This window comes from Streptomyces sp. SM1 (genome assembly GCF_002910825.1).
GTDB lineage: Bacteria > Actinomycetota > Actinomycetes > Streptomycetales > Streptomycetaceae > Streptomyces > Streptomyces okerensis.
Genome location: NZ_NEUB01001007.1, coordinates 1 through 17,452, shown reverse-complemented (window position 1 = coordinate 17,452; position 17,452 = coordinate 1). Strand labels below are relative to the sequence as shown.

Genomic DNA, 17,452 nt, shown 5'->3' with positions numbered 1-17,452 from the left:
ACGATCACCAGGACGGTGCCGAACTTCGCGGTCAGCTTGTCGAAGACGGCCCGCAGCTTCGGCTCGCTGTTGGGCAGTTGCTTGTCGAAGACCTTCTTCCCGGCCGGGGTGAGTCCGTGGCCGTGGTGAGCACTCTTGCCGACGTCCAGGCCCAGGAACACGCCCACGTCTTCGGTCTCGAACATCGCGCCCCTCCCAAGGGGTGTTGACGGTGCCGGCCTCGGCATCGGTGTCGTACTCGCGCATCCACGTTATGCAGACCTGCCGCCCGCGAGCTGTCCGGCATTGCGCCGGACCGGACGGTGGCCGGACCTCTCATCAGCGTCTCCGACGGCACCTCCCGGGCCCGGTGACACCACCCCCCAGGTCATGCCTTCGACAGGGGGCAACAGTCATGCCGGGCCCGGAGGCCAGCGGCCCTCTTGCAGGACCGCGGAAAACATAACGGGGCCATCAGTACGCCTGGACGGGGTAACCGACTGATACCGAGTCAGTCCCAGGCACACAGGCACAGAGGGGGAGGCAGGGATGCCGCTCACGTTCCGCAAGAGCTTCCAGATCCTTCCGGGGGTGCGGCTGAACATCAACAAGCGGTCGTGGTCCATCACCACCGGCGGCCGGAACGGCCCGCGCCACACCCGCAGCAGTACCGGACGTCGTACGACATCGATGGATTTGCCCGGACCCTTCGGATGGCGCCGGACCACCCGGAGCCTCCGGACCAGGGGACATTGACGTCACATCACCCGATCATCACCCGATCGGACCCCCCAAGAGGCGCCATCTCATATCTGAGATAGCCTCAACCTCATGGCAGACGACTACCTCGTACGTATCGGCAAGCTCATCCGCGACGCCAGGCAGCACCGGGGCTGGACGCAGACGCAGCTCGCCGAGGCGCTCGGTACCAGCCAGAGCGCCGTCAACCGCATCGAGCGCGGCAACCAGAACATCAGCCTTGAGATGATCGCCCGTATCGGCGAGGCGCTGGACAGCGAGATCGTCTCCCTGGGCTACGCCGGCCCGATGCATCTGCGCGTGGTGGGCGGCCGGCACCTCTCCGGCTCCATCGACGTCAAGACGAGCAAGAACGCGTGCGTGGCACTGCTGTGCGCCTCGCTGCTCAACAGCGGGCGCACGGTGCTGCGCCGCGTCGCCCGCATCGAGGAGGTCTACCGCCTCCTGGAGGTGCTGAACTCCATCGGCGTGCGCACCCGCTGGATCAACGACGGTGTCGACCTGGAGATCGTGCCCCCGGCCGAGCTGAACCTCACGGCCATCGATGCGGAGGCCGCCCGTCGCACCCGCTCCATCATCATGTTCCTCGGCCCGCTGCTGCACCGCGCCGACCGCTTCATGCTGCCGTACGCCGGCGGCTGCGACCTCGGCACGCGCACCGTCGAACCGCACATGATCGCGCTGCGCCGGTTCGGCCTGGACATCGCCGCGACCGAGGGCCAGTACCACGCGGTGGTCGACCGCTCCGTCGCCCCCGACCGCCCCATCGTGCTGACCGAGCGCGGGGACACCGTCACCGAGAACGCGCTGCTCGCCGCCGCCCGCCACGACGGCACCACCGTCATCCGCAACGCCTCCTCCAACTACATGGTCCAGGACCTGTGCTTCTTCCTGGAGGCCCTGGGCGTCAAGGTCGACGGCATCGGCACCACCACGCTCACCGTGCACGGCGTGCCCACCATCGACGCCGACGTGGACTACTCCCCCTCCGAGGACCCGGTCGAGGCGATGAGCCTGGTCGCCGCGGCCGTGGTGACGGAATCCGAGCTGACGGTCCGCCGGGTCCCCATCGAGTTCCTGGAGATCGAGCTGGCGGTCCTCGAGGAGATGGGCCTCGACCACGACCGCACGCCCGAGTACTTCGCGGACAACGGCCGCACCCGGCTGGTGGACCTCACCGTCCGCCCCTCCAAGCTGGAAGCGCCGATCGACAAGATCCACCCGATGCCGTTCCCGGGCCTGAACATCGACAACGTCCCGTTCTTCGCGGCGATCGCGGCGGTGGCCCAGGGCAAGACCCTCATCCACGACTGGGTCTACGACAACCGCGCCATCTACCTCACCGACCTCAACCGCCTCGGCGGCCGCCTCCAGCTCCTCGACCCGCACCGCGTCCTGGTCGAGGGCCCGACCCGCTGGCGCGCCGCCGAGATGATGTGCCCGCCGGCCCTGCGCCCCGCGGTGGTCGTCCTGCTGGCGATGATGGCGGCGGAGGGCACGTCGGTGCTGCGCAACGTGTACGTCATCAACCGGGGTTACGAGGACCTGGCGGAGCGGCTGAACTCGATCGGGGCGCAGATCGAGATCTTCCGGGACATCTGAAAGCTCTGCGGAAAGGCAGCGCGAAGCCCCTCCTGACCTGCACGGATGCGAGGCAGGGGGGTACTCGCAGTTGCTCCTGGGATTTCTCTGGGACAGGCACGTCACGTGTTCCTTCATCGAGAACGGCTCTCACCAGGGGCCATGTGATACAGCCGCAGGCCGGCATGGGTCAGCCGAGGCTCCGAGCGCCTCGCCGAAGACCCCGGGCTTCGCCTCCGGCCGGAGCAGCGTGGTCGTAGAACCCCTGCGGCCGGAATCCGGCGGCGGGTCCGCAGCACGGTGCTGGTGACACCCGCGTCCTTCCTCACAGGGCCGGGAGGATCTCGGCCCACTGTGACGACAAGGGCGAAGAAGGTGCCAGAGACGGCTTCCCGCTACCCAAGAGAGTCGCGGTGGACATCGGTATCGGTCGCCGCCAGCACCGCGACCCGAGTCCGGGTGGGATCGAGCACGGCGAAAGCCAGGTCCGAGGTGTCGTGGTGGAACCAGTCCGTGAACGCCATGAACCGCAACCACCGGTGATCCGCCGCACGCCGCACCGCTTCCAAGAGGGGTACACCGGTGGGCAACCCCATGAGCGCGTAGAGACTCCCCCAGGCATACAGCCGCGCGTACGCACCGCCCTGCCCCTGGCCGTCCACTCCGCCGACATACGAAGCCGAGAACAGTTCGTTGAGCACATCGTCGGGTGTCGTCACGCAGGCGAGCGCGCTCCCCCGGCGGCTGCCCTCACCTGCCAGACAGCGCAAGGACAGTTCTTTGACGAAGGAGATGCCGAAGTCGTCGGGGCTGAGCGGGCTCGGCAGCGTGAAGAACCGTGCCTCGGGCTCACGGGCCCAGCCGCCGGCCGTGAACGGTCGGGCGGCCGCGTTCGCCCGTCCGTCGTCCCGGGCGTCCCCGGCCCCGCAGCCCGCGACGGCGCCGCCGTCGGTCGGGGGAGCCTCCGGGAATCGCGACCGCAACTGCCTCGCGGTCCTGATCGACCCCAGCCCCGGACACGAACGGCGAAACGGTGCTCGATGTCCAGTCGCGCCCCTGGCAGCCGAGCCGGCGGATGCCCCAGCTCACGCAGCTTCTCGGCGTACGCCTCCAGGGAGCGGCGACCGGCTCCCGAGCCGATCAGCGCCAGCTCTCCGAGGAGACAGGCCCGTAGCTCGACTGCCGGATCCGCAAGCCCGTCCGGCACCTCACGAAACAGAGGCTCGATGTCGCGCAGATGCTGAGACTTGGCCACCTTCGCGGCCACGGAACGCAGCAGTCGATCGCCTTCGCCGGGAGGCATGGCCCCTTCGGGCAGCAGTCGGCTCACGAGGTCCACAGCGAACGTCACACTGTCCCGGGAGCGCGTGTCGGCCAGAGCCTCGGCGATCCGCCCGACAGCTCGCGCCGCCGAGGCTTCAAGGGGGCCGTCGCCGGTCGTCGTCCGGCACAGCTTCTCCGCCGCTTCGTACATTCCCCTTGGTCCGAGCTCAGCCAGATGCTGCGACTCCGGCCCGGGCCGCTCCCCTTGCTGTCCGTCGGAAGCGCCGACGCCGGGTGTCTCCTCGTTGTGGCTCACACCCGAGTCTAAGAGCTGGAGATCAAGTAACTTTGCTGAGGCATACGTGCCTTGGCTGGAGCCATGCGACGGGGGAAGAACGTGGGAAACCGGCCAACGGACTGGCATGTCCTTGATCTGGACAAGGACCCGACCCCCGGCGATCCGCAACGAGTGCGCAGGCCGGCGAAAGTCCTGCACGACTTCGCCGACGACGTGTCCGACGCCCTGCGCCTGGTCAAGAACATGGCGGGGGAGAGCACACTCGCGGAGTGGGCGGGCAAGTCGGCCCCGGTCTTCAAGGAGGAGTTCTCGGGCGTCCCGGAGAACTTGAAGAAGCTGGAGAAGTCCTACGGGATGTGTGGTGACGCTCTCACGGACTTCTGGCCGAAGCTGGAGCGCGCCCAGGCTCTGGCGGACAAGGCGCTGGTGAAGGCGCGCGAGGCCCGTGCCGACCTCTCCTCGGCACAGACGAAGCCGGTACAACGAGCGCCGTCAGGTCGTCGCCCAGACCGACCCGCTCGGCGGCGCGGTGCTTGCCGGCGGCTGCCACGCGCGTCGGCCGGATCCCGCCGGCAAGGTCCACGACCGGCCGTCCCGGCTGCTGGTCACGCAGTGCCCGTTCACCGTCCGTACGACTCCGCATTGGGCGGAGGACCTGCGCCCGGCGCGTGCGGGTCGGCCTGTGCCTCTGATTGACTCCGCGCCCAGTCCCACCCGTACACGCACCCCTTCCGGGGTGCCGGATCGACGTGAGCGGAGCCGCCCACATGTCCTTCGGACCGCAGCCCTGGCACGGGCCCCCGCACCCTCACGAGCCCGCGGCCGGTGCGCGGCCTCCCGCCGCCGGGCACGAGCACGAGCACGACGACGCCGAGGAGGAGGCGCGACTGGCCGTCGGGCTGCGGCTCGGTGTCCGGATCGCCGTCACCTGGCTGCTCTACGTGCTGCCCGCCGCCTTCCTGCCCGCCGTCTACGGCACGCGGATCGCCGGGCCGGTGAGCCTCGGCGTGCTGCTGGCCGTGGTGCCCGTCGCCGTCGCTGTGCACGCGCTGGTGGTGTACGGGCGGCGGGTCGACCGGCTCGAGCCGCAGCCCGGCCTCCGGAGGTGGTCATGAGCACGCTGCTCGATCCCTCGTCCCGGTCCCTCGTCTTCGCCGTCTTCTCCGTGTTCGTCGTGATCTGCCTGATGCTGTGCGTCGTCACCGGCGCCGACGAGGACGACCGGGCTCTCGCACGGTCCGACAGCCGCCGCCGGCTGCGCTCCTGGCAGCAGGGCATCGCGATGGGCGGCGACACCACCACGGTCGCGACCGTCACCGTACTGGTGGGCATGGTCGCCACCTTCGGCTTCGACGGCCTCGGCGTGATGCTGGGCAGCCTGATCGGGGTCGTGCTCTTCCTCGTGCTGATCGTCGAGCCGCTGCGCCGGCACGCCTCGCTGACGGCCGCGGACCTGCTGGACGCGCGCGGCAGCGGCGGGCCCGCCGTACGCGTCTCGTGGGGCGTGGTGACCCTGCTCGTCTGCTTTCCGCTGCTGGTCGTGCAGTTGGTGGTGGTCGGCAACGTCGCCGCGGCGCTGATCGGGCAGCCCGGTATGCGCACCGGCTGCATCGTGGTGATCGGCTGCGCGATGACGGCGCTGGCCGTCAGCGGCGGGATCCGGGGCACGGGCGTGGTGATGATCGCCAAGTCGGCGATCGCCCTGCCCGTGCTGCTGGTCACCGCCGTGCTGGTGCTCGACCGCTTCGGCTGGGACCCCGGGCGGCTCCTCGACGCCGCCGCGGGCGGCTCGGGGACGGGCGAGGCGTTCCTGCGTCCGGGTGGCTACACCGGCGAGGGATGGGTGGGCGCCGTGAACCGGATCGGGCAGACCTTCGGCATGTCGATGGCCACGCTGGCGATGCCCGCCGTGCTGATGCGTGCCATCTCGACGAAGAGCCCGCGCGGCGCCCGGGCCGGCGGCCGCTGGATGCTCGGCGAGCTCACCCTGCTGTACGGCGCGCTCGCCGTCGTCGGTGTCGGCGCCGCGGCCCTCGTCGGCGAGGCGCTGCGCGAGGCCGGGCCGGCGGCCCAGGTGTTCACCCCGCTGATGCTCGGACGGGCACTCGACAGCGGCGGCATCCTCGTCGCCGCCCTGGCCTGCGTCCTCTTCCTCACCGCGCTCGCCGCCGTGGTGGATGTGACCCTCGCCGCCGGCATCGCCCTGGGGCGGGACGTGATGGCCGCGTCCGGAAAGGCGGACGGTGCCGTGTCGCGCTGGTCGGCGGCGCTGACGGGGGCGGTCTCCGCGGTCGTGGCGGTCATGGTCGCCGACTGGAACCTGGTGGTCGTCTCGACGCTCTGGCTCGCCATCAGCGGCGCCGCCCTCTCGCCCGTCCTGTTGTACGCCCTGTACTGGCCCGGGTTCACCGCCCGGGGTGCGTTGTGGTGCCTGTGGGGGGCCACGGCGCTGACCATCGCGGCGCTCGCGCTGTCGCCGTACGTCTCCGGCACACCCGGGTCGATCTTCCCCGGAGCGGATTTCCGGGTCTGGGACGTGACGATCCCGGGCCTGCTGACCGTGCCGGCCGGGTTCCTGCTGGGCTGGCTGGGCAGCGTCACGGACCGGCGCCGGGCGGCCGGCGGTGCAGGGGTACGGGGCTCGTCGCACCACAGGGAGATGGACACCGTCTGACCAGCCGCGTGCCGCCCACCGATGAGTTCCGGTGGGCGGCACGGTCATATCCGGTACACGCACCAGTTTCCGGAGGACGCCATGTCGCGGAAGATCACCGCCAGTCTGTTCATCTCGCTCGACGGCGTCGTCGAGGCGCCCGACCAGTGGCATTTCCCGTACTTCGACGAGGCGATGGGGGCCGCCGTCGGCGCGGGCCTGAACTCGACGGAGATTCTGCTCTTCGGCCGCACGACGTACGACAGCTTCGCCGGCGCCTGGCCGGAGCGGGAGGCGGCGGGCGGCGAGGACGCGGGCTTCGCCAAGCAGCTCGGTGACATGCGGAAGATCGTCTTCTCCCGCAGCCGGCTCGACCTGCGGTGGCGGAACAGCGAGCAGGCGGAGGGCGACGTCGCCGAGGTCGCGGCCGCACTGAAGCGCGAGCCGGGCGGGGACATCTCGCTGAGCGGCTCGGTCTCGGTCGTCCGGCAGCTCCTGGCGGCGGGCCTCCTCGACGAACTGCACCTCCTCGTCCACCCCATCGCCGTACGACGGGGCATGCGTCTGTTCGACGAGGGCGAGCCGTCGATCCCGCTGAAGCTGCTGAAGTCCGAGACGTTCCCCACGGGCGTGCTGAATCTCGTGTACGGCCCCGACACCACGCCGCCGGCGGGTGGTTACGAGGAGGCGGTGGCCACGCTCGGGGAGTAGGAGAACCTGTTCGACGCCCTGCCCGGCGGAGAGCCTCGTCGACGCCGCCTCATCCGCCGAAGCGGGAGGCGTCCGCGGGAAAGTAGCGCAGCTCCGGGTGGGCCGGGTCGAACTGTGGCATCCCGGGCGGCAGGACGGGGTGCAGGGCCTCGAAGACGTCGCGCACGGCGTTGTCGGTGTACTCCGCCACGGTCTCGGTCGCCTGGAGGACGACGCCGCCGGCCGAGAGCGGGACGACCTGATGGAACGCCCCGGTCGCGGCCAGCGCGTCGGGTCCGCCGAGCCTCACGGACAGCTGCTCGGGGCACACCGTGGTCCAGGAGCAGCCCCGCAGCACGTTCCTGGCCTCGCGTACCGAGTCCCGGACCCGGCGGTTGAGCACGCAGTCGAGATTGGTGTCGTCGGTGGCCGGCCCGTCGGCCCCTACCCATGCGAAGGCCGGCTTCACGGCGTCCAGCGCGGCAACGAGAAACCGCACGACTTCGCCGCAGAACCGGGGATCGTCGAGTTCGCCCATCGCCTCGCCCAGCAGGAGTTGCGCCCCCATGTTCAGGGGGGCGGCTGCCGATGTTCGCGCTGCGCAGGTGGACGAACGGCCTGCCCAGGGGCCTGCGCATGAAGAGCACGTGGGCCAGTGCGGGCTCGCGCAGCAGCTCCTGGCGCATGGCCGTCCACGCCGTGGCCAGAGGACGGAACGCGCGGCGTGGAGCTCCCTCGGTGGCCCGTGTGCTCGCCAAGAAGAAGGCGGTGCCCTGGTGTTCCTGCTTCAGCGGGCCACGCAGGGGCCCTGCGAGAGCCGCTCCGTACCAGGAGGCGAGCCCGTGACCGACTCCGCCGCTGGTGTCGGCATCGAATGTTGCCATGGCTCGCAGACTCACGCGCCGGGCCCGCGACGGCGGCCTGGCGGTGTTCCATCTGTCGGTCGCCGAGCGGGGCGAGGAGCTGTACGCCTGCACACTGCGGGGGACGCATGTCGAACGCTCGGGGCCGGTGCCCGGCGTCCTCGACCCGGAGCGGGTCCTGGACGGGGTCGGCGACGCGGACCGCGAGCGGTGTCTGCTGGCTGCGGTGGAGGGCGAGTTCAGGCTCTCCCTGCCCCGGCACGCCCTGGCCGAGCGCATCCTGCCGCACCTGACCACGCGGTCCTGGAACCGCGCGCCGCGGGAGGGCGAGGTCTACTCGTACGCCACGTTCCGTATGGAGCGGAGATGAAGCGCCCTCCCTGAGCCCGGGTGGAGCGCCGGTCCGCGGAAGCGTTCGACGCCCCGGGCCCGCGGGTCAGGTCCGGTCCGGCTCCCGCCGGCTCCTGGTGGTGAACACGGTGTGGAGCATCGCGAGGAAGACCAGGGTCCAGGCGGTGAGGGCGACCCAGAGCCAGGCCTGGCCGATCCATTCCACGATGGGAAGGTCGTCGGCGCGGCCGAGGTACATGCCGGCGACGGCGTACATGCCGAGGGGGAAGACGATGCTCCACCAGGTGGGTTCGTAGGTGAGGGGCACCCGGTGGACGTGGTGGCGCCAGACGCCGACCGCGATCAGGACGGGGATGAGCCAGGTCGCGAAGCACCAGAAGACGACCGACATGCCGGCCACCAGGCCGCGCACCGCGTCGACCATGGGGGCGCTCTCCATCTCCACGATGCGCGCTCCCGCGACCACGGTGATGGCGACGGCGCCCATGGAGACCCAGTAGGGCGGGTCGAGTTCGCGTGGTTCGAGGGGGTAGAGCATCAGGCGGAGCGAGACGAAGATCGCGGAGGCGGCGTAGAGGACGCAGCCGACCGACCAGGAGAAGACCGCGACGACGGCCAGGCCCTGGCGTGCGGCCTCGTAGTGGGGTTCCAGGGTCGCGGCGGCCACGGCGACCGACTGGCTCGCGACCACCCAGACGAACCAGGTTCCGTTGGCGGCCGCCACGACGGGGCGTTCGGTGCGGCCCAGGACCGCCGCCCAGGGGATGGTGTAGCCGAGGACCAGCCAGGTGAGCGCGGCGATCACCAGGAGGACGGCGGCGGGGAGGAAGTGGCCCTGGCCGGCCAGTCCGACGGCGAAGACGTCGGTGCCGGCCACGAAGGTGAAGAAGAGGAACGCCTTGCGGGTGTCGTGGGCGTCGGCGGCGAGTGCGCCGCGGTGCGCGACGAAGCGCCAGGCGGTGAGAACGGCCAGCAGGGCGTACTCGACGGCGGTGAGGACGAGGAGGGAGCGGGCCATCAGGTCCCAGCCGCGCAGTTGGCAGCCCACGGAGAGGATGCCGGTGGCCATGACGAGGGCGAAGTATCCGGGGGACAGACGGGCCGGTGTCAGGCCGGCGAGCCGGGAGGGCGGGGGCGTGAGCGTGGAGAGCACTCAGGCACCGTATGCGAACGGGGGCCCGTCGTCCCGGGACCTTCGGCCCTCTTGGGGACGACGGGCGTTTCCCGCGGCTCAGGCCGCCGGGGCGTCAGGCGGCCTCGTGGACGACGAGTTTGAACTCCGCCAGGACGATCTTCCGCGTCACACTGTCGTCGTGGGTCGCGCGCACGGCGAGCGGGACGGCCGGGTCGACGAAGATGCCCCACTGCTTGGTCCAGCACTGCATGCCGGGGCTGGGCGGCCGGTGTTCCGTCGCCGTCGTGTCGTTGGGCGACGGGGTGAGACCGAGCGGGTCGCGGACGAACTGGTCCCGCAGTTCGTCGTAGCCACCCGCTTCCCACTGGATCATCGCGTACAGGGTGCCCCAGCCGGCGGCGCTCGGCCATATCAGCCCGGAGCGGTCGTCCGTGTCCCAGTTCGTGACCACATGGCCGTCCGGCTGGTTGACCTGGTGCATGGCGAAGCTGTCGGTGGATTCGGCGGCCCCGAACGGGAACCTGATGACCGTGTAGGGGCTGTTCGCCGGGATCGACTGCGGAGTGTCCCGCTTCAGGGAGCAGACCTGCACTCCGGGCGAAGACGTCGCATGTGTAGACATGGTTTCAGATATGCCCATGCGTCGCTCCTTTGATGCCCCGGCCGCGCGTACGGACCCCTCGGTAACAATTCACTTATCACGTACAACCGTTCGATGCTTTGACCGGTCTCCTACATCGACCACTCAGGTCGTTTTCACGAGGAGAACGTCATTTCCGCCATACGCAAGACCCTGACCGCCACCGCTGTCGCCACCGCGGTGCTGGCCGGTTCCGCCGCCTGCGGCACCGTGGAGAACCTGTCCGCCGGGCAGAAGCTGGACAAGGCCTTCGACAAGCTCGGCGAGGCGCGCTCGCTCTCGTTCGAGCTGGACCTGGACGCCGACGCGGCCACCCTGAAGTCGCTGGACGCCGAGTCGTCGGAGCCGGGCGAGGAGATGCCCGACGAGATGGCCGAGCTGCTCAGCGACGCGCGGCTCACCTTCTCCGTGCACTCCAAGAAGCCGATCGAGAAGTCCGAGGAGAAGGACTTCACCGCCATGGCGATGAAGTTCAGCGGCCCGGACGGTGACCTGCTCGAGTACCGGATGATCGGTGACCACCTCTACGTCCGCGTCGACGCGGAGGCGCTCGGGAAGATGGCGGGCAGCCCCATGCCGTCCGCCGACGAACTGCCGCCCGAGGCCGGTGCGTTCAAGCAGCTCCTCGCCGGTGAGTGGCTGAAGCTCTCGGTGAAGGAGCTGGAGAAGACCCGCGACGAGATGGCGGGGGCGGAGGGCCCCGGTGGCGAGGAGCCCGCGGCGGAGCCCAGCCTCGACGCCAAGACGCAGAAGAAGCTGACGAAGGCACTGCGGCAGGTCGTCGCCGAGCAGGTCGACTTCACGACCTCCGGCGGATCGGACGGTACCGAGCACGTCAAGGCCACGGCGCCGTTCCGCACGCTGATCACCGAGTTGTTAGACGAACTCCGGCCGCTGCAGGACCAGCTGCTGCCGGGAGGCGCCGGACTGCCCACCGCCAAGGACTTCAAGGACGCGCCGAACAAGAAGGTCACCGCCGACTTCACGCTGAAGAACGGCGAGCTGACCGAGGTCTCCGTCGACCTCGCCAAGCTGGCGGAGAAGGCGAAGGTGGAGAAGTCGGCACTGGTGCTGCGTATCGGCACGGCGGAAAAGGCGACGGCCCCGGCGGGAGCCACCGAGGTGCGCATCGACGAGATCATGTCGGGCCTCCTCGGCGGCATGGGGCCGATCGGTGAAGAGGGCTTCGGAGGGGGCGAGTTCTAGGCGGGCCGGCGCGCCGCGGGCGTCACCTGCGGCCGCCGAACTCCCAGTCGTGGACCTCGACGACGGCGTACCTGTCCGGGGCCAGGACGGCCCGGGCCGTGTGCCGGTCCAGTGCGCGGACCAGGGCCGCGGTGCCCAGTCGGGCCTCTCCGTCGTCGGACAGCAGAGGGCCTTACGCGATCAGTTCGTCCCGGTCGGCGGCTGCCGGACCGAGGTCCGCGGTCCGGTCCGGGCCGAGGCCCAGGACCAGGAAGCGGTTGCCTCCGGTCCGGCCGCCGGGGAAGTCCCACATGGTCCGGCCCAGTACGTTGTGCCAGCGGCGCAGCAGTACGTCCCGGTACACGCCCGCCTGCTGGTTGGGCTCGTCGAAGGCGAACGCGCGGGCCGCCGCCGGGTCCGGGAGGTCGACGATGTGGACGCTGCCGGTGGGCGCCTCGCCGTCGTCGGCGAAGGTCGGGCCGCGGGCGATCAGCCGCTCCTCGTACCGGTCCATGTAGGACCAGTGCTTCTCCCCCAACTCCTGGCGCAGGGGCAGGGACCCCGGCCGGTCACGGTGGTAGCAGAAGAGCTCCATGGGATCCCTCCGACGAACGTGCGACGCATCGTACGCACCCCGGCCGCTTCAGGGGCAGCGCATTTCAGGCGAGCGTCTTCGCCGCCGGCGCCGTCACCGTGTCCCAGTGGACCGTGCGGTCGCACCAGCGGTTCAGGAGGGTCCGGTCGTGGCCGACGGCCAGCAGGCCGGCTCCCGTGTCCGTGCGGTAGTCCTCGACGGCACGGACCAGTGCGGCCGTGGTCGACGCGTCGAGCATCGCCGTCATCTCGTCGCAGATGAGCCAGCGGGGGCGCAGCACCAGCGCGCGGGCCACGCAGGCGCGCTGGAGCTGGCCGTCGCTGACCTCGTGGGGGCGGCGGGTGAGCAGGTCCGGGGTCAGGCCGACCGTTTCGGCGAGTTCGGCCACGCGGCCGGGGACCGAGGAGCGGCGGCCCGTCGCGCGCAGGGGTTCCGCGATCAGGTCGGTGAGGCGCAGCCGGGGGTCGGCGGAGAGGCGGGGCTGCTGGAAGACGACGCCGACGGCGGTGCGCCGGTCGCGGGGAGCCCGGTGGCGGTAGTGGTGTACGCGGATGCCGTCGAGGACGACCTCCCCGGCGTCCGGGCGGTGGAGGAGGGCGGCGACCCTCGCCAGGGTGGATTTGCCGCAGCCGCTGGGGCCCAGCAGGCCCACGGCCTCGCCGGCGGTGACGGTGAGGGTCGCGTCGCGGACCACGGGGGTGCGGCGGTCGTAGCCGGCGGTGACGGTGCGCAGTTCAAGCACGGATGGCCTCCGGGGTGCGGGCCGGCGCGGGGAGCGGGCGGTGGCAGGCGACCGGGCCCGTGAGGGGCGGGAGGGTCGTGCAGATGTCCGTGGCGTGGGCGCAACGGGGGGCGAAGGCACACCCGTCGGGGAGACTGCCGAGTTCGGGAGGCAGTCCGGGGATCGGAAGGAAGGACCTCTCGGGGAGCGCCTCCAACAGGCCCCTGCTGTAAGGGTGACGGGGGCCCGGGGAGCCGAAGAACGCGTCCGCCTCGCTCAGTTCGACGATGCGGCCCGCGTACATGACCGCCACCCGGTCGGCGACGCGTTCCGCCGCCGCCAGGTCGTGCGTGATCATCAGCAGGGCGCGGTCGGCGTCGACGTGACGGCGTAGTTCGTCGACCGTGCGGTCCACGAGGTCGCGGTCCAGGCCGGTGGTGGGTTCGTCGGCGAGCAGCAGGGGTGCGTCGCCGATCAGGGCGAGGGCCGTGGCGGCTCGCTGGGCCAGGCCGCCGGAGAGTTCATGGGGGTGGCGGTCGAGGTGGTCCGTGGGGAACCCGGCGCGTTCGGCGGCCCGTTCGGCGGCCGCACGCAGGGCGGCACGGCCGCGGACGCCGGTGAGCCGGGCGACCACCTCCTCCGTCTGGGAGCGGATCGTGCGGACGGGCGTGAGGTGGGCGGCGGGACTCTGCGGGATGAGGCCGATGCGCCGGCCGCGTACGGTGCGGGCGAGGGTGCGTTCACCGGCGGTGAGCAGGTCCAGGTCGCCGAGCAGCGCGCTGCCCGCGGTCTGGGCGTTGGCCGGGAGCAGGCCGAGGAGGGCGGAGGCCAGGACGGACTTGCCGCAGCCGCTCTCGCCGATCAGGGCCAGGCACTCCCCCGGCGCCACGTCGAAGTGCGCGTCGGTGACGGCGGCGACCCGGTGGCCGCCGGGCAGCAGGAAGCGCACGGACAGTCCGCGGACCGACAGCACGGGGGGTCGCCCGGGCGTCACCGGGTTCCTCCGAGGATGCCCCGGCCTTCAGGTCGGGGATCGATCAGATTCGCGCAAATCAGGGCAGGGAACGCTATTTCGCCTTCAAGGGGAAAAACAGTCCGCCTACCCCGGTAGCCTGAGCGTCGTGCGTTGCGAGAACCAAGCGCGCACGCCGTGCTGCTCGAGAGCCAAGACAGCACATGCACCTCCATGCTTTGCGGTATCGAACCGGGCTGGTTTCAACCCGGCTGGTGTTGATCGTGGAAGACCTGTCGGGTCGTTGATCCCGCAGGCGGCGTGAGCCAGGAATCCCCCTGCTTCGGCAGGGGGAGGAATCAAAGCATCAGCTCCGATCGGCGGCGTGGGTTGATCCGCTCCCGCCAGACACCGGCGAGGCCGGCGATGGCGAGGGTGGGGATGATCAGGAAGAGGCCGGGGAAGAGGGTGGGCCACCACTGCCCGGCGAGCAGGGAGCCGCGGGCGCCCTGGATGAGGGTGCCGAGGCTCGCGGTGTGGGTGGGCAGGCCGAGGCCGAGGAAGGACAGGGCCGACTCGTGCCACATGGCGTGCGGGACCATCAGGACGGCCGCGAGGCCGGCCTGGGGCAGTACGCCGGGAAGCAGGTGCCGGACCGTGACCCGCCATCGGGACGCGCCGCCGGAGACGGCCGCGTCGATGTAGGGGCGGGATCGCAGCGAGAGGACCTCGGCGCGGACGATACGGGCGGTGGACAGCCAGTGGGTGAGGGCGACGGAGATCACCACCGGCCAGACACCCGGCCGGAACATGGCGACGATGAAGATGCCGAGCAGCAGGTGCGGGACGGAGGACAGGGTGTCGACCACACGCATGATCAGACGGTCGGCCCAGCCGCCGAGCGAGCCGGCGGCGGCGCCGACGGCGGTGCCGATCACCGTGGCGGTGAGCGCGGCCACCACGCCCACCAGCAGCGACACCCTGAGCCCGTAGACGCAGCGCAGCAGCAGGTCGCGGCCCACGTCGTCGGTGCCGGCGGGGTGGCTCCAGCTCGGGGGCAGGAGCTTGGCGGCCAGGTCGACGGCCTGCTGGTCGAGCTGGACCAGCGGCGGTACCAGCAGGACCGCGAGGACCGTCACGGCGACCAGGACGGCGGAGACGCGCAGGCGGAGGGCGTGGGTGGAGCGGCGGGTGGTGCCGTGCGAGCGCCACGCCGCCGGGGACGCGTACTCGGCGGTGTCCGTCTTCCCGACGGTGGTGTCCGTCTTCCCGACGGTGGTGTCAGCCACGGGAGTCACATCTCATTCAGCTTCACCCTCGGGTCGATCAGTCCGTAGAGCAGGTCGGCGAGCAGGTTTCCGGCGAGGACGGCAACGGTGGCGAGGGTGGTGAGCGCGGCCAGCAGCGGGAAGTCGACGGCGGTGGCCGCCTCCACGGTGGCCGCGGCGATGCCGGGCCAGCTGAAGACGCTCTCCACCAGCAGTGCGCCGGTGATGAGTTCGGGCACGCGGGAGCCGATCAGGGTGAGCACGGGCAGCAGTCCGGAGCGCAGGGCGTGGCCGAGCAGGACGGTGCGCTCGTCCAGTCCGCGGGCCCTGGCTCCGCGTACGGGGTCCTCCGCGAGGGCGTCGCCGACACCCTGACGGACGTACAGGGTGAACCAGGGCAGCTGGGAGACGGCGAGGACGCCGGCGGGAAGGACCAGGTGGCTCGCGACCTGCCCGAAGGTGACGTGTTCGCTGCCGGTGTCGGTGAGGCCGCCGGCCGGGAAGACGTCCAGGTTCAGGGCGAACAGCCAGACGGCGAGCAGGGCGATCCAGAAGACCGGGGCCGCTTCCAGGGAGTACGCGAGCGAGGTGACCGTACGGTCGAGGAGGGAGCCGGGGCGGCGGGCGGCGAGCACACCGAGCACGGTGCCGAGCAGGACGGCGACGGCGAACGCGACGGCGCACAGCAGCGCCGACCAGACGAGGCGTTCGCCGATGACCTCGGACACCGGCTGGCGCATGACGGTGGACAGGCCGAAGTCGCCGCCGAGGGCGGAGGTCAGCCAGTCCCACCAGCGGGCGGTGAAGGGCCGGTCCGCGCCGAGGTTCTCCCGCAGCCGGTCCAGGGTCTCCTGGTCGGCGCCGAGCGCGGCGGTGCCCGCGTACGCCTTGACGGGGTCGAAGGGGGAGGCGGCGGCCACGGCGAACACCCCGAAGGTGACGACGAGGAGCACCGGCACGGCGTACAGCGCCCGACGTGCCGTGAGCCGTGCCATGGCTCCCCAGGGGGCGCGTGTCATGCCGTGGGCTGCCAGTCCTCGACGTTCCACCAGGGGCCACTGGCGAAGCCGTGCTCGTGCGGTTCGGTCTGGGTGGTGAGGTCCTTCCAGCGGTCGTCGAGCACGTACAGGTGGTCGATGTGGGTGAGGAAGGTGTAGCCGGGGTTCTTGACGAGTGCGCGCTGGAGGTCGTCGTAGGCCGCCTCGCGGACCTTGGTGTCCTGGCTGCGGCGGGCGGTGTCGAGCGCCTTGTCCACGGCCGGGTCGTCGTAGTGGGCCATGTTGTTGAAGCCGTCCCCGGCGAGGGAGGAGTGCAGCAGGGTGTAGAGGCCGAAGTCGGGGTCGCCGGTGCTGCCGAAGCCGGCGAGGACGGCGTCGTGCTTCATCCGGGGTTCGATGACCTCCCAGGTGGCGCTCTCGACGTTCACCTCGATGCCGGCCTTCTTGGCGTCGGAGGCGTAGGCGAGGGCGTGGTCCTGGCGGACCTTGTCGCCTGAGGGGTAGTACAGGGTGAAGCGGGCGGGGCGGCCGTCCTTGGCGCGGATGCCGTCCTTGCCGGGCTTCCAGCCGGCCCCCTCCAGTACGCGCCCCGCTTCGGCGAGGTCCTGGGAGCGCTCGACGTCCTTGGCGAACCAGGGGTCGTCGAGGGGCAGGGGGCCGTAGGCGGGACGGCCGGCGCCGTCCAGGATCTTGTCGACCATGGCCCGGCGGTCCACGGCGAGGTCGAGGGCGCGGCGGACCGCGGTGTCGCCGGTGACGGGGTTGCCGGTGGGGAGGCTGACGGCGCGGAAGTCGTACGACGTCGCCCGGTGGGTCTTCTTGTCGTCGTCGTCCTGGAAGGTGGCGGCGAGGTTGGGCGGCAGGGCCGCGCCGTCGAGGTCGCCGGAGCGCAGCCGGGTGGCGCGGACGTCGTCATCGGCGATGACCGCCATGGTGAGCCTCTTCACCTTCGGCGCGCCGCCCCAGTAGTCCGGGTTGGCCTTGAAGACGAACTTCTCGCCCTTGCTCCAGCCGGCGAGGACGTACGGTCCGGTGCCGACCGGTTCCGTGTTGAAGGAGCCGGTGTTGGGGTCCTGCTCTCCGGCGACGTGCTCGGGGACGACGGGCAGGACCGTGCGGGCGGCGAAGGCCGCGTAGGGGTAGTCGAGGGTGAAGACGACCTTGTCGTCGCCGTCCGCCTCGACCTTCTTGATGGCGGCCAGTTCGCTCTTGGCGGTGTTGTTGGTCCTGTCGTCCAGGACGGTGCGGTACGTGAACACCACGTCGTCGGCGGTCAGCGGTTCGCCGTCGCTGAACTTCACGCCGTCGCGCAGGGTGTAGGTGTAGGTGAGGCCGCCGTCGGTGATCTCGGGGAGCGATGTCGCCAGCGCGGGCTTCAGGCTGAGGTCGGCGTTCCGGGCGAGGAGTCCGTCGAAGATCTTGGAGTTGCCGTCCTTGCCGTAGCCGAGGAGCGGACTGAGGGTGTCCGGTTCGGTGGAGACCCCGATCACCACGGATTCGGCGGCCGCGCCGCCGGTCGCG

17 protein-coding genes and 3 pseudogenes are annotated in these 17,452 nt (G+C 71.0%); 8 read left to right on the top strand and 12 right to left on the bottom strand.

The features are described 5' to 3' along the window. Window positions 1–185: transposase (locus B9S61_RS36255; RefSeq protein ID WP_146064863.1), on the bottom strand; the 185-nt coding region annotated here is incomplete at its 3' end. A gap of 343 nt (window positions 186–528) precedes the next feature. Between B9S61_RS36255 and B9S61_RS36250 the strand changes: the two genes are divergently transcribed. Continuing rightward, window positions 529–735 carry a DUF4236 domain-containing protein gene (locus B9S61_RS36250; protein ID WP_103545974.1) on the top strand — a complete coding sequence of 69 codons (207 nt, stop codon included), beginning with the start codon at window positions 529–531 and terminating at the stop codon, window positions 733–735. A 75-nt stretch (window positions 736–810) separates the two neighbouring features. After that, entirely contained in the window at window positions 811–2,340 is a 1,530-nt protein-coding gene (locus B9S61_RS36245; protein WP_103545973.1) for a UDP-N-acetylglucosamine 1-carboxyvinyltransferase, read from the top strand. Window positions 2,341–2,714: 374 nt separating this feature from the next. Here the strand turns inward: B9S61_RS36245 and B9S61_RS43000 are convergent, their stop codons facing one another. Together B9S61_RS43000 and B9S61_RS43620 are read right to left on the bottom strand one after the other, a co-directional pair. Continuing rightward, entirely contained in the window at window positions 2,715–3,302 is a 588-nt protein-coding gene (locus tag B9S61_RS43000; protein ID WP_258040045.1) for a DUF6183 family protein, read from the bottom strand. A gap of 62 nt (window positions 3,303–3,364) precedes the next feature. Beyond that, window positions 3,365–3,793 (bottom strand): annotated as a pseudogene (locus B9S61_RS43620) (DUF6183 family protein); the annotation flags it as partial. 168 nt (window positions 3,794–3,961) lie between these two features. On the opposite strand from B9S61_RS43620, the pseudogene B9S61_RS36235 reads away from it, so the two are divergent. The 4 genes and pseudogenes from B9S61_RS36235 to B9S61_RS36220 form a co-directional block, all read left to right on the top strand. Continuing rightward, window positions 3,962–4,354 (top strand): annotated as a pseudogene (locus B9S61_RS36235) (putative T7SS-secreted protein); the annotation flags it as partial. Window positions 4,355–4,647: 293 nt separating this feature from the next. After that, window positions 4,648–4,995, top strand: a complete 348-nt coding sequence (locus B9S61_RS36230) for a hypothetical protein (protein WP_103545972.1) — start codon at window positions 4,648–4,650, stop codon at window positions 4,993–4,995. Then, window positions 4,992–6,554 (top strand): transporter, encoded by a 1,563-nt coding sequence (locus tag B9S61_RS36225; protein ID WP_103545971.1) that lies wholly within the window; start codon window positions 4,992–4,994, stop codon window positions 6,552–6,554. Before B9S61_RS36230 ends, B9S61_RS36225 begins: the two co-directional genes overlap by 4 nt. A gap of 81 nt (window positions 6,555–6,635) precedes the next feature. After that, entirely contained in the window at window positions 6,636–7,244 is a 609-nt protein-coding gene (locus B9S61_RS36220) for a dihydrofolate reductase family protein (RefSeq protein WP_103545970.1), read from the top strand. 49 nt (window positions 7,245–7,293) lie between these two features. Here B9S61_RS36220 and B9S61_RS36215 read toward each other — a convergent pair whose 3' ends face one another. Next, complete coding sequence (locus tag B9S61_RS36215) at window positions 7,294–7,791, bottom strand: hypothetical protein (RefSeq protein WP_103545969.1); 498 nt, start codon at window positions 7,789–7,791, stop codon at window positions 7,294–7,296. 314 nt (window positions 7,792–8,105) lie between these two features. Here B9S61_RS36215 and B9S61_RS36210 point away from each other — a divergent pair, with 314 nt between their 5' ends. Then, window positions 8,106–8,456 (top strand): hypothetical protein, encoded by a 351-nt coding sequence (locus tag B9S61_RS36210; protein WP_258040044.1) that lies wholly within the window; start codon window positions 8,106–8,108, stop codon window positions 8,454–8,456. Between the two features lie 66 nt (window positions 8,457–8,522). Here B9S61_RS36210 and B9S61_RS36205 read toward each other — a convergent pair whose 3' ends face one another. Next, entirely contained in the window at window positions 8,523–9,590 is a 1,068-nt protein-coding gene (locus tag B9S61_RS36205; protein WP_219819999.1) for a tellurite resistance/C4-dicarboxylate transporter family protein, read from the bottom strand. Between the two features lie 94 nt (window positions 9,591–9,684). Then, entirely contained in the window at window positions 9,685–10,194 is a 510-nt protein-coding gene (locus B9S61_RS36200) for a hypothetical protein (protein WP_103545968.1), read from the bottom strand. A gap of 198 nt (window positions 10,195–10,392) precedes the next feature. Between B9S61_RS36200 and B9S61_RS36195 the strand changes: the two genes are divergently transcribed. Next, window positions 10,393–11,418, top strand: a complete 1,026-nt coding sequence (locus B9S61_RS36195; protein WP_258040043.1) for a hypothetical protein — start codon at window positions 10,393–10,395, stop codon at window positions 11,416–11,418. 22 nt (window positions 11,419–11,440) lie between these two features. Here B9S61_RS36195 and B9S61_RS36190 read toward each other — a convergent pair. From B9S61_RS36190 to B9S61_RS36165, 6 genes and pseudogenes are all read right to left on the bottom strand, one after another. Next, window positions 11,441–11,992, bottom strand: a pseudogene (locus B9S61_RS36190) (YciI family protein). Window positions 11,993–12,056: 64 nt separating this feature from the next. Further along, a complete protein-coding gene (locus B9S61_RS36185) occupies window positions 12,057–12,734 on the bottom strand; it encodes an ABC transporter ATP-binding protein (protein ID WP_103545966.1) in 678 nt (225 codons plus the stop codon). Then, entirely contained in the window at window positions 12,727–13,707 is a 981-nt protein-coding gene (locus B9S61_RS36180) for an ABC transporter ATP-binding protein (protein WP_103545965.1), read from the bottom strand. Before B9S61_RS36180 ends, B9S61_RS36185 begins: the two co-directional genes overlap by 8 nt. A 317-nt stretch (window positions 13,708–14,024) precedes the next feature. After that, a complete protein-coding gene (locus B9S61_RS36175; protein WP_103545964.1) occupies window positions 14,025–14,954 on the bottom strand; it encodes an ABC transporter permease in 930 nt (309 codons plus the stop codon). 5 nt (window positions 14,955–14,959) lie between these two features. Further along, entirely contained in the window at window positions 14,960–15,928 is a 969-nt protein-coding gene (locus B9S61_RS36170; protein WP_103545963.1) for an ABC transporter permease, read from the bottom strand. Between the two features lie 20 nt (window positions 15,929–15,948). Next, on the bottom strand, window positions 15,949–17,452 hold a 1,504-nt coding region (locus B9S61_RS36165; RefSeq protein ID WP_258040042.1), incomplete at its 5' end, for an ABC transporter substrate-binding protein.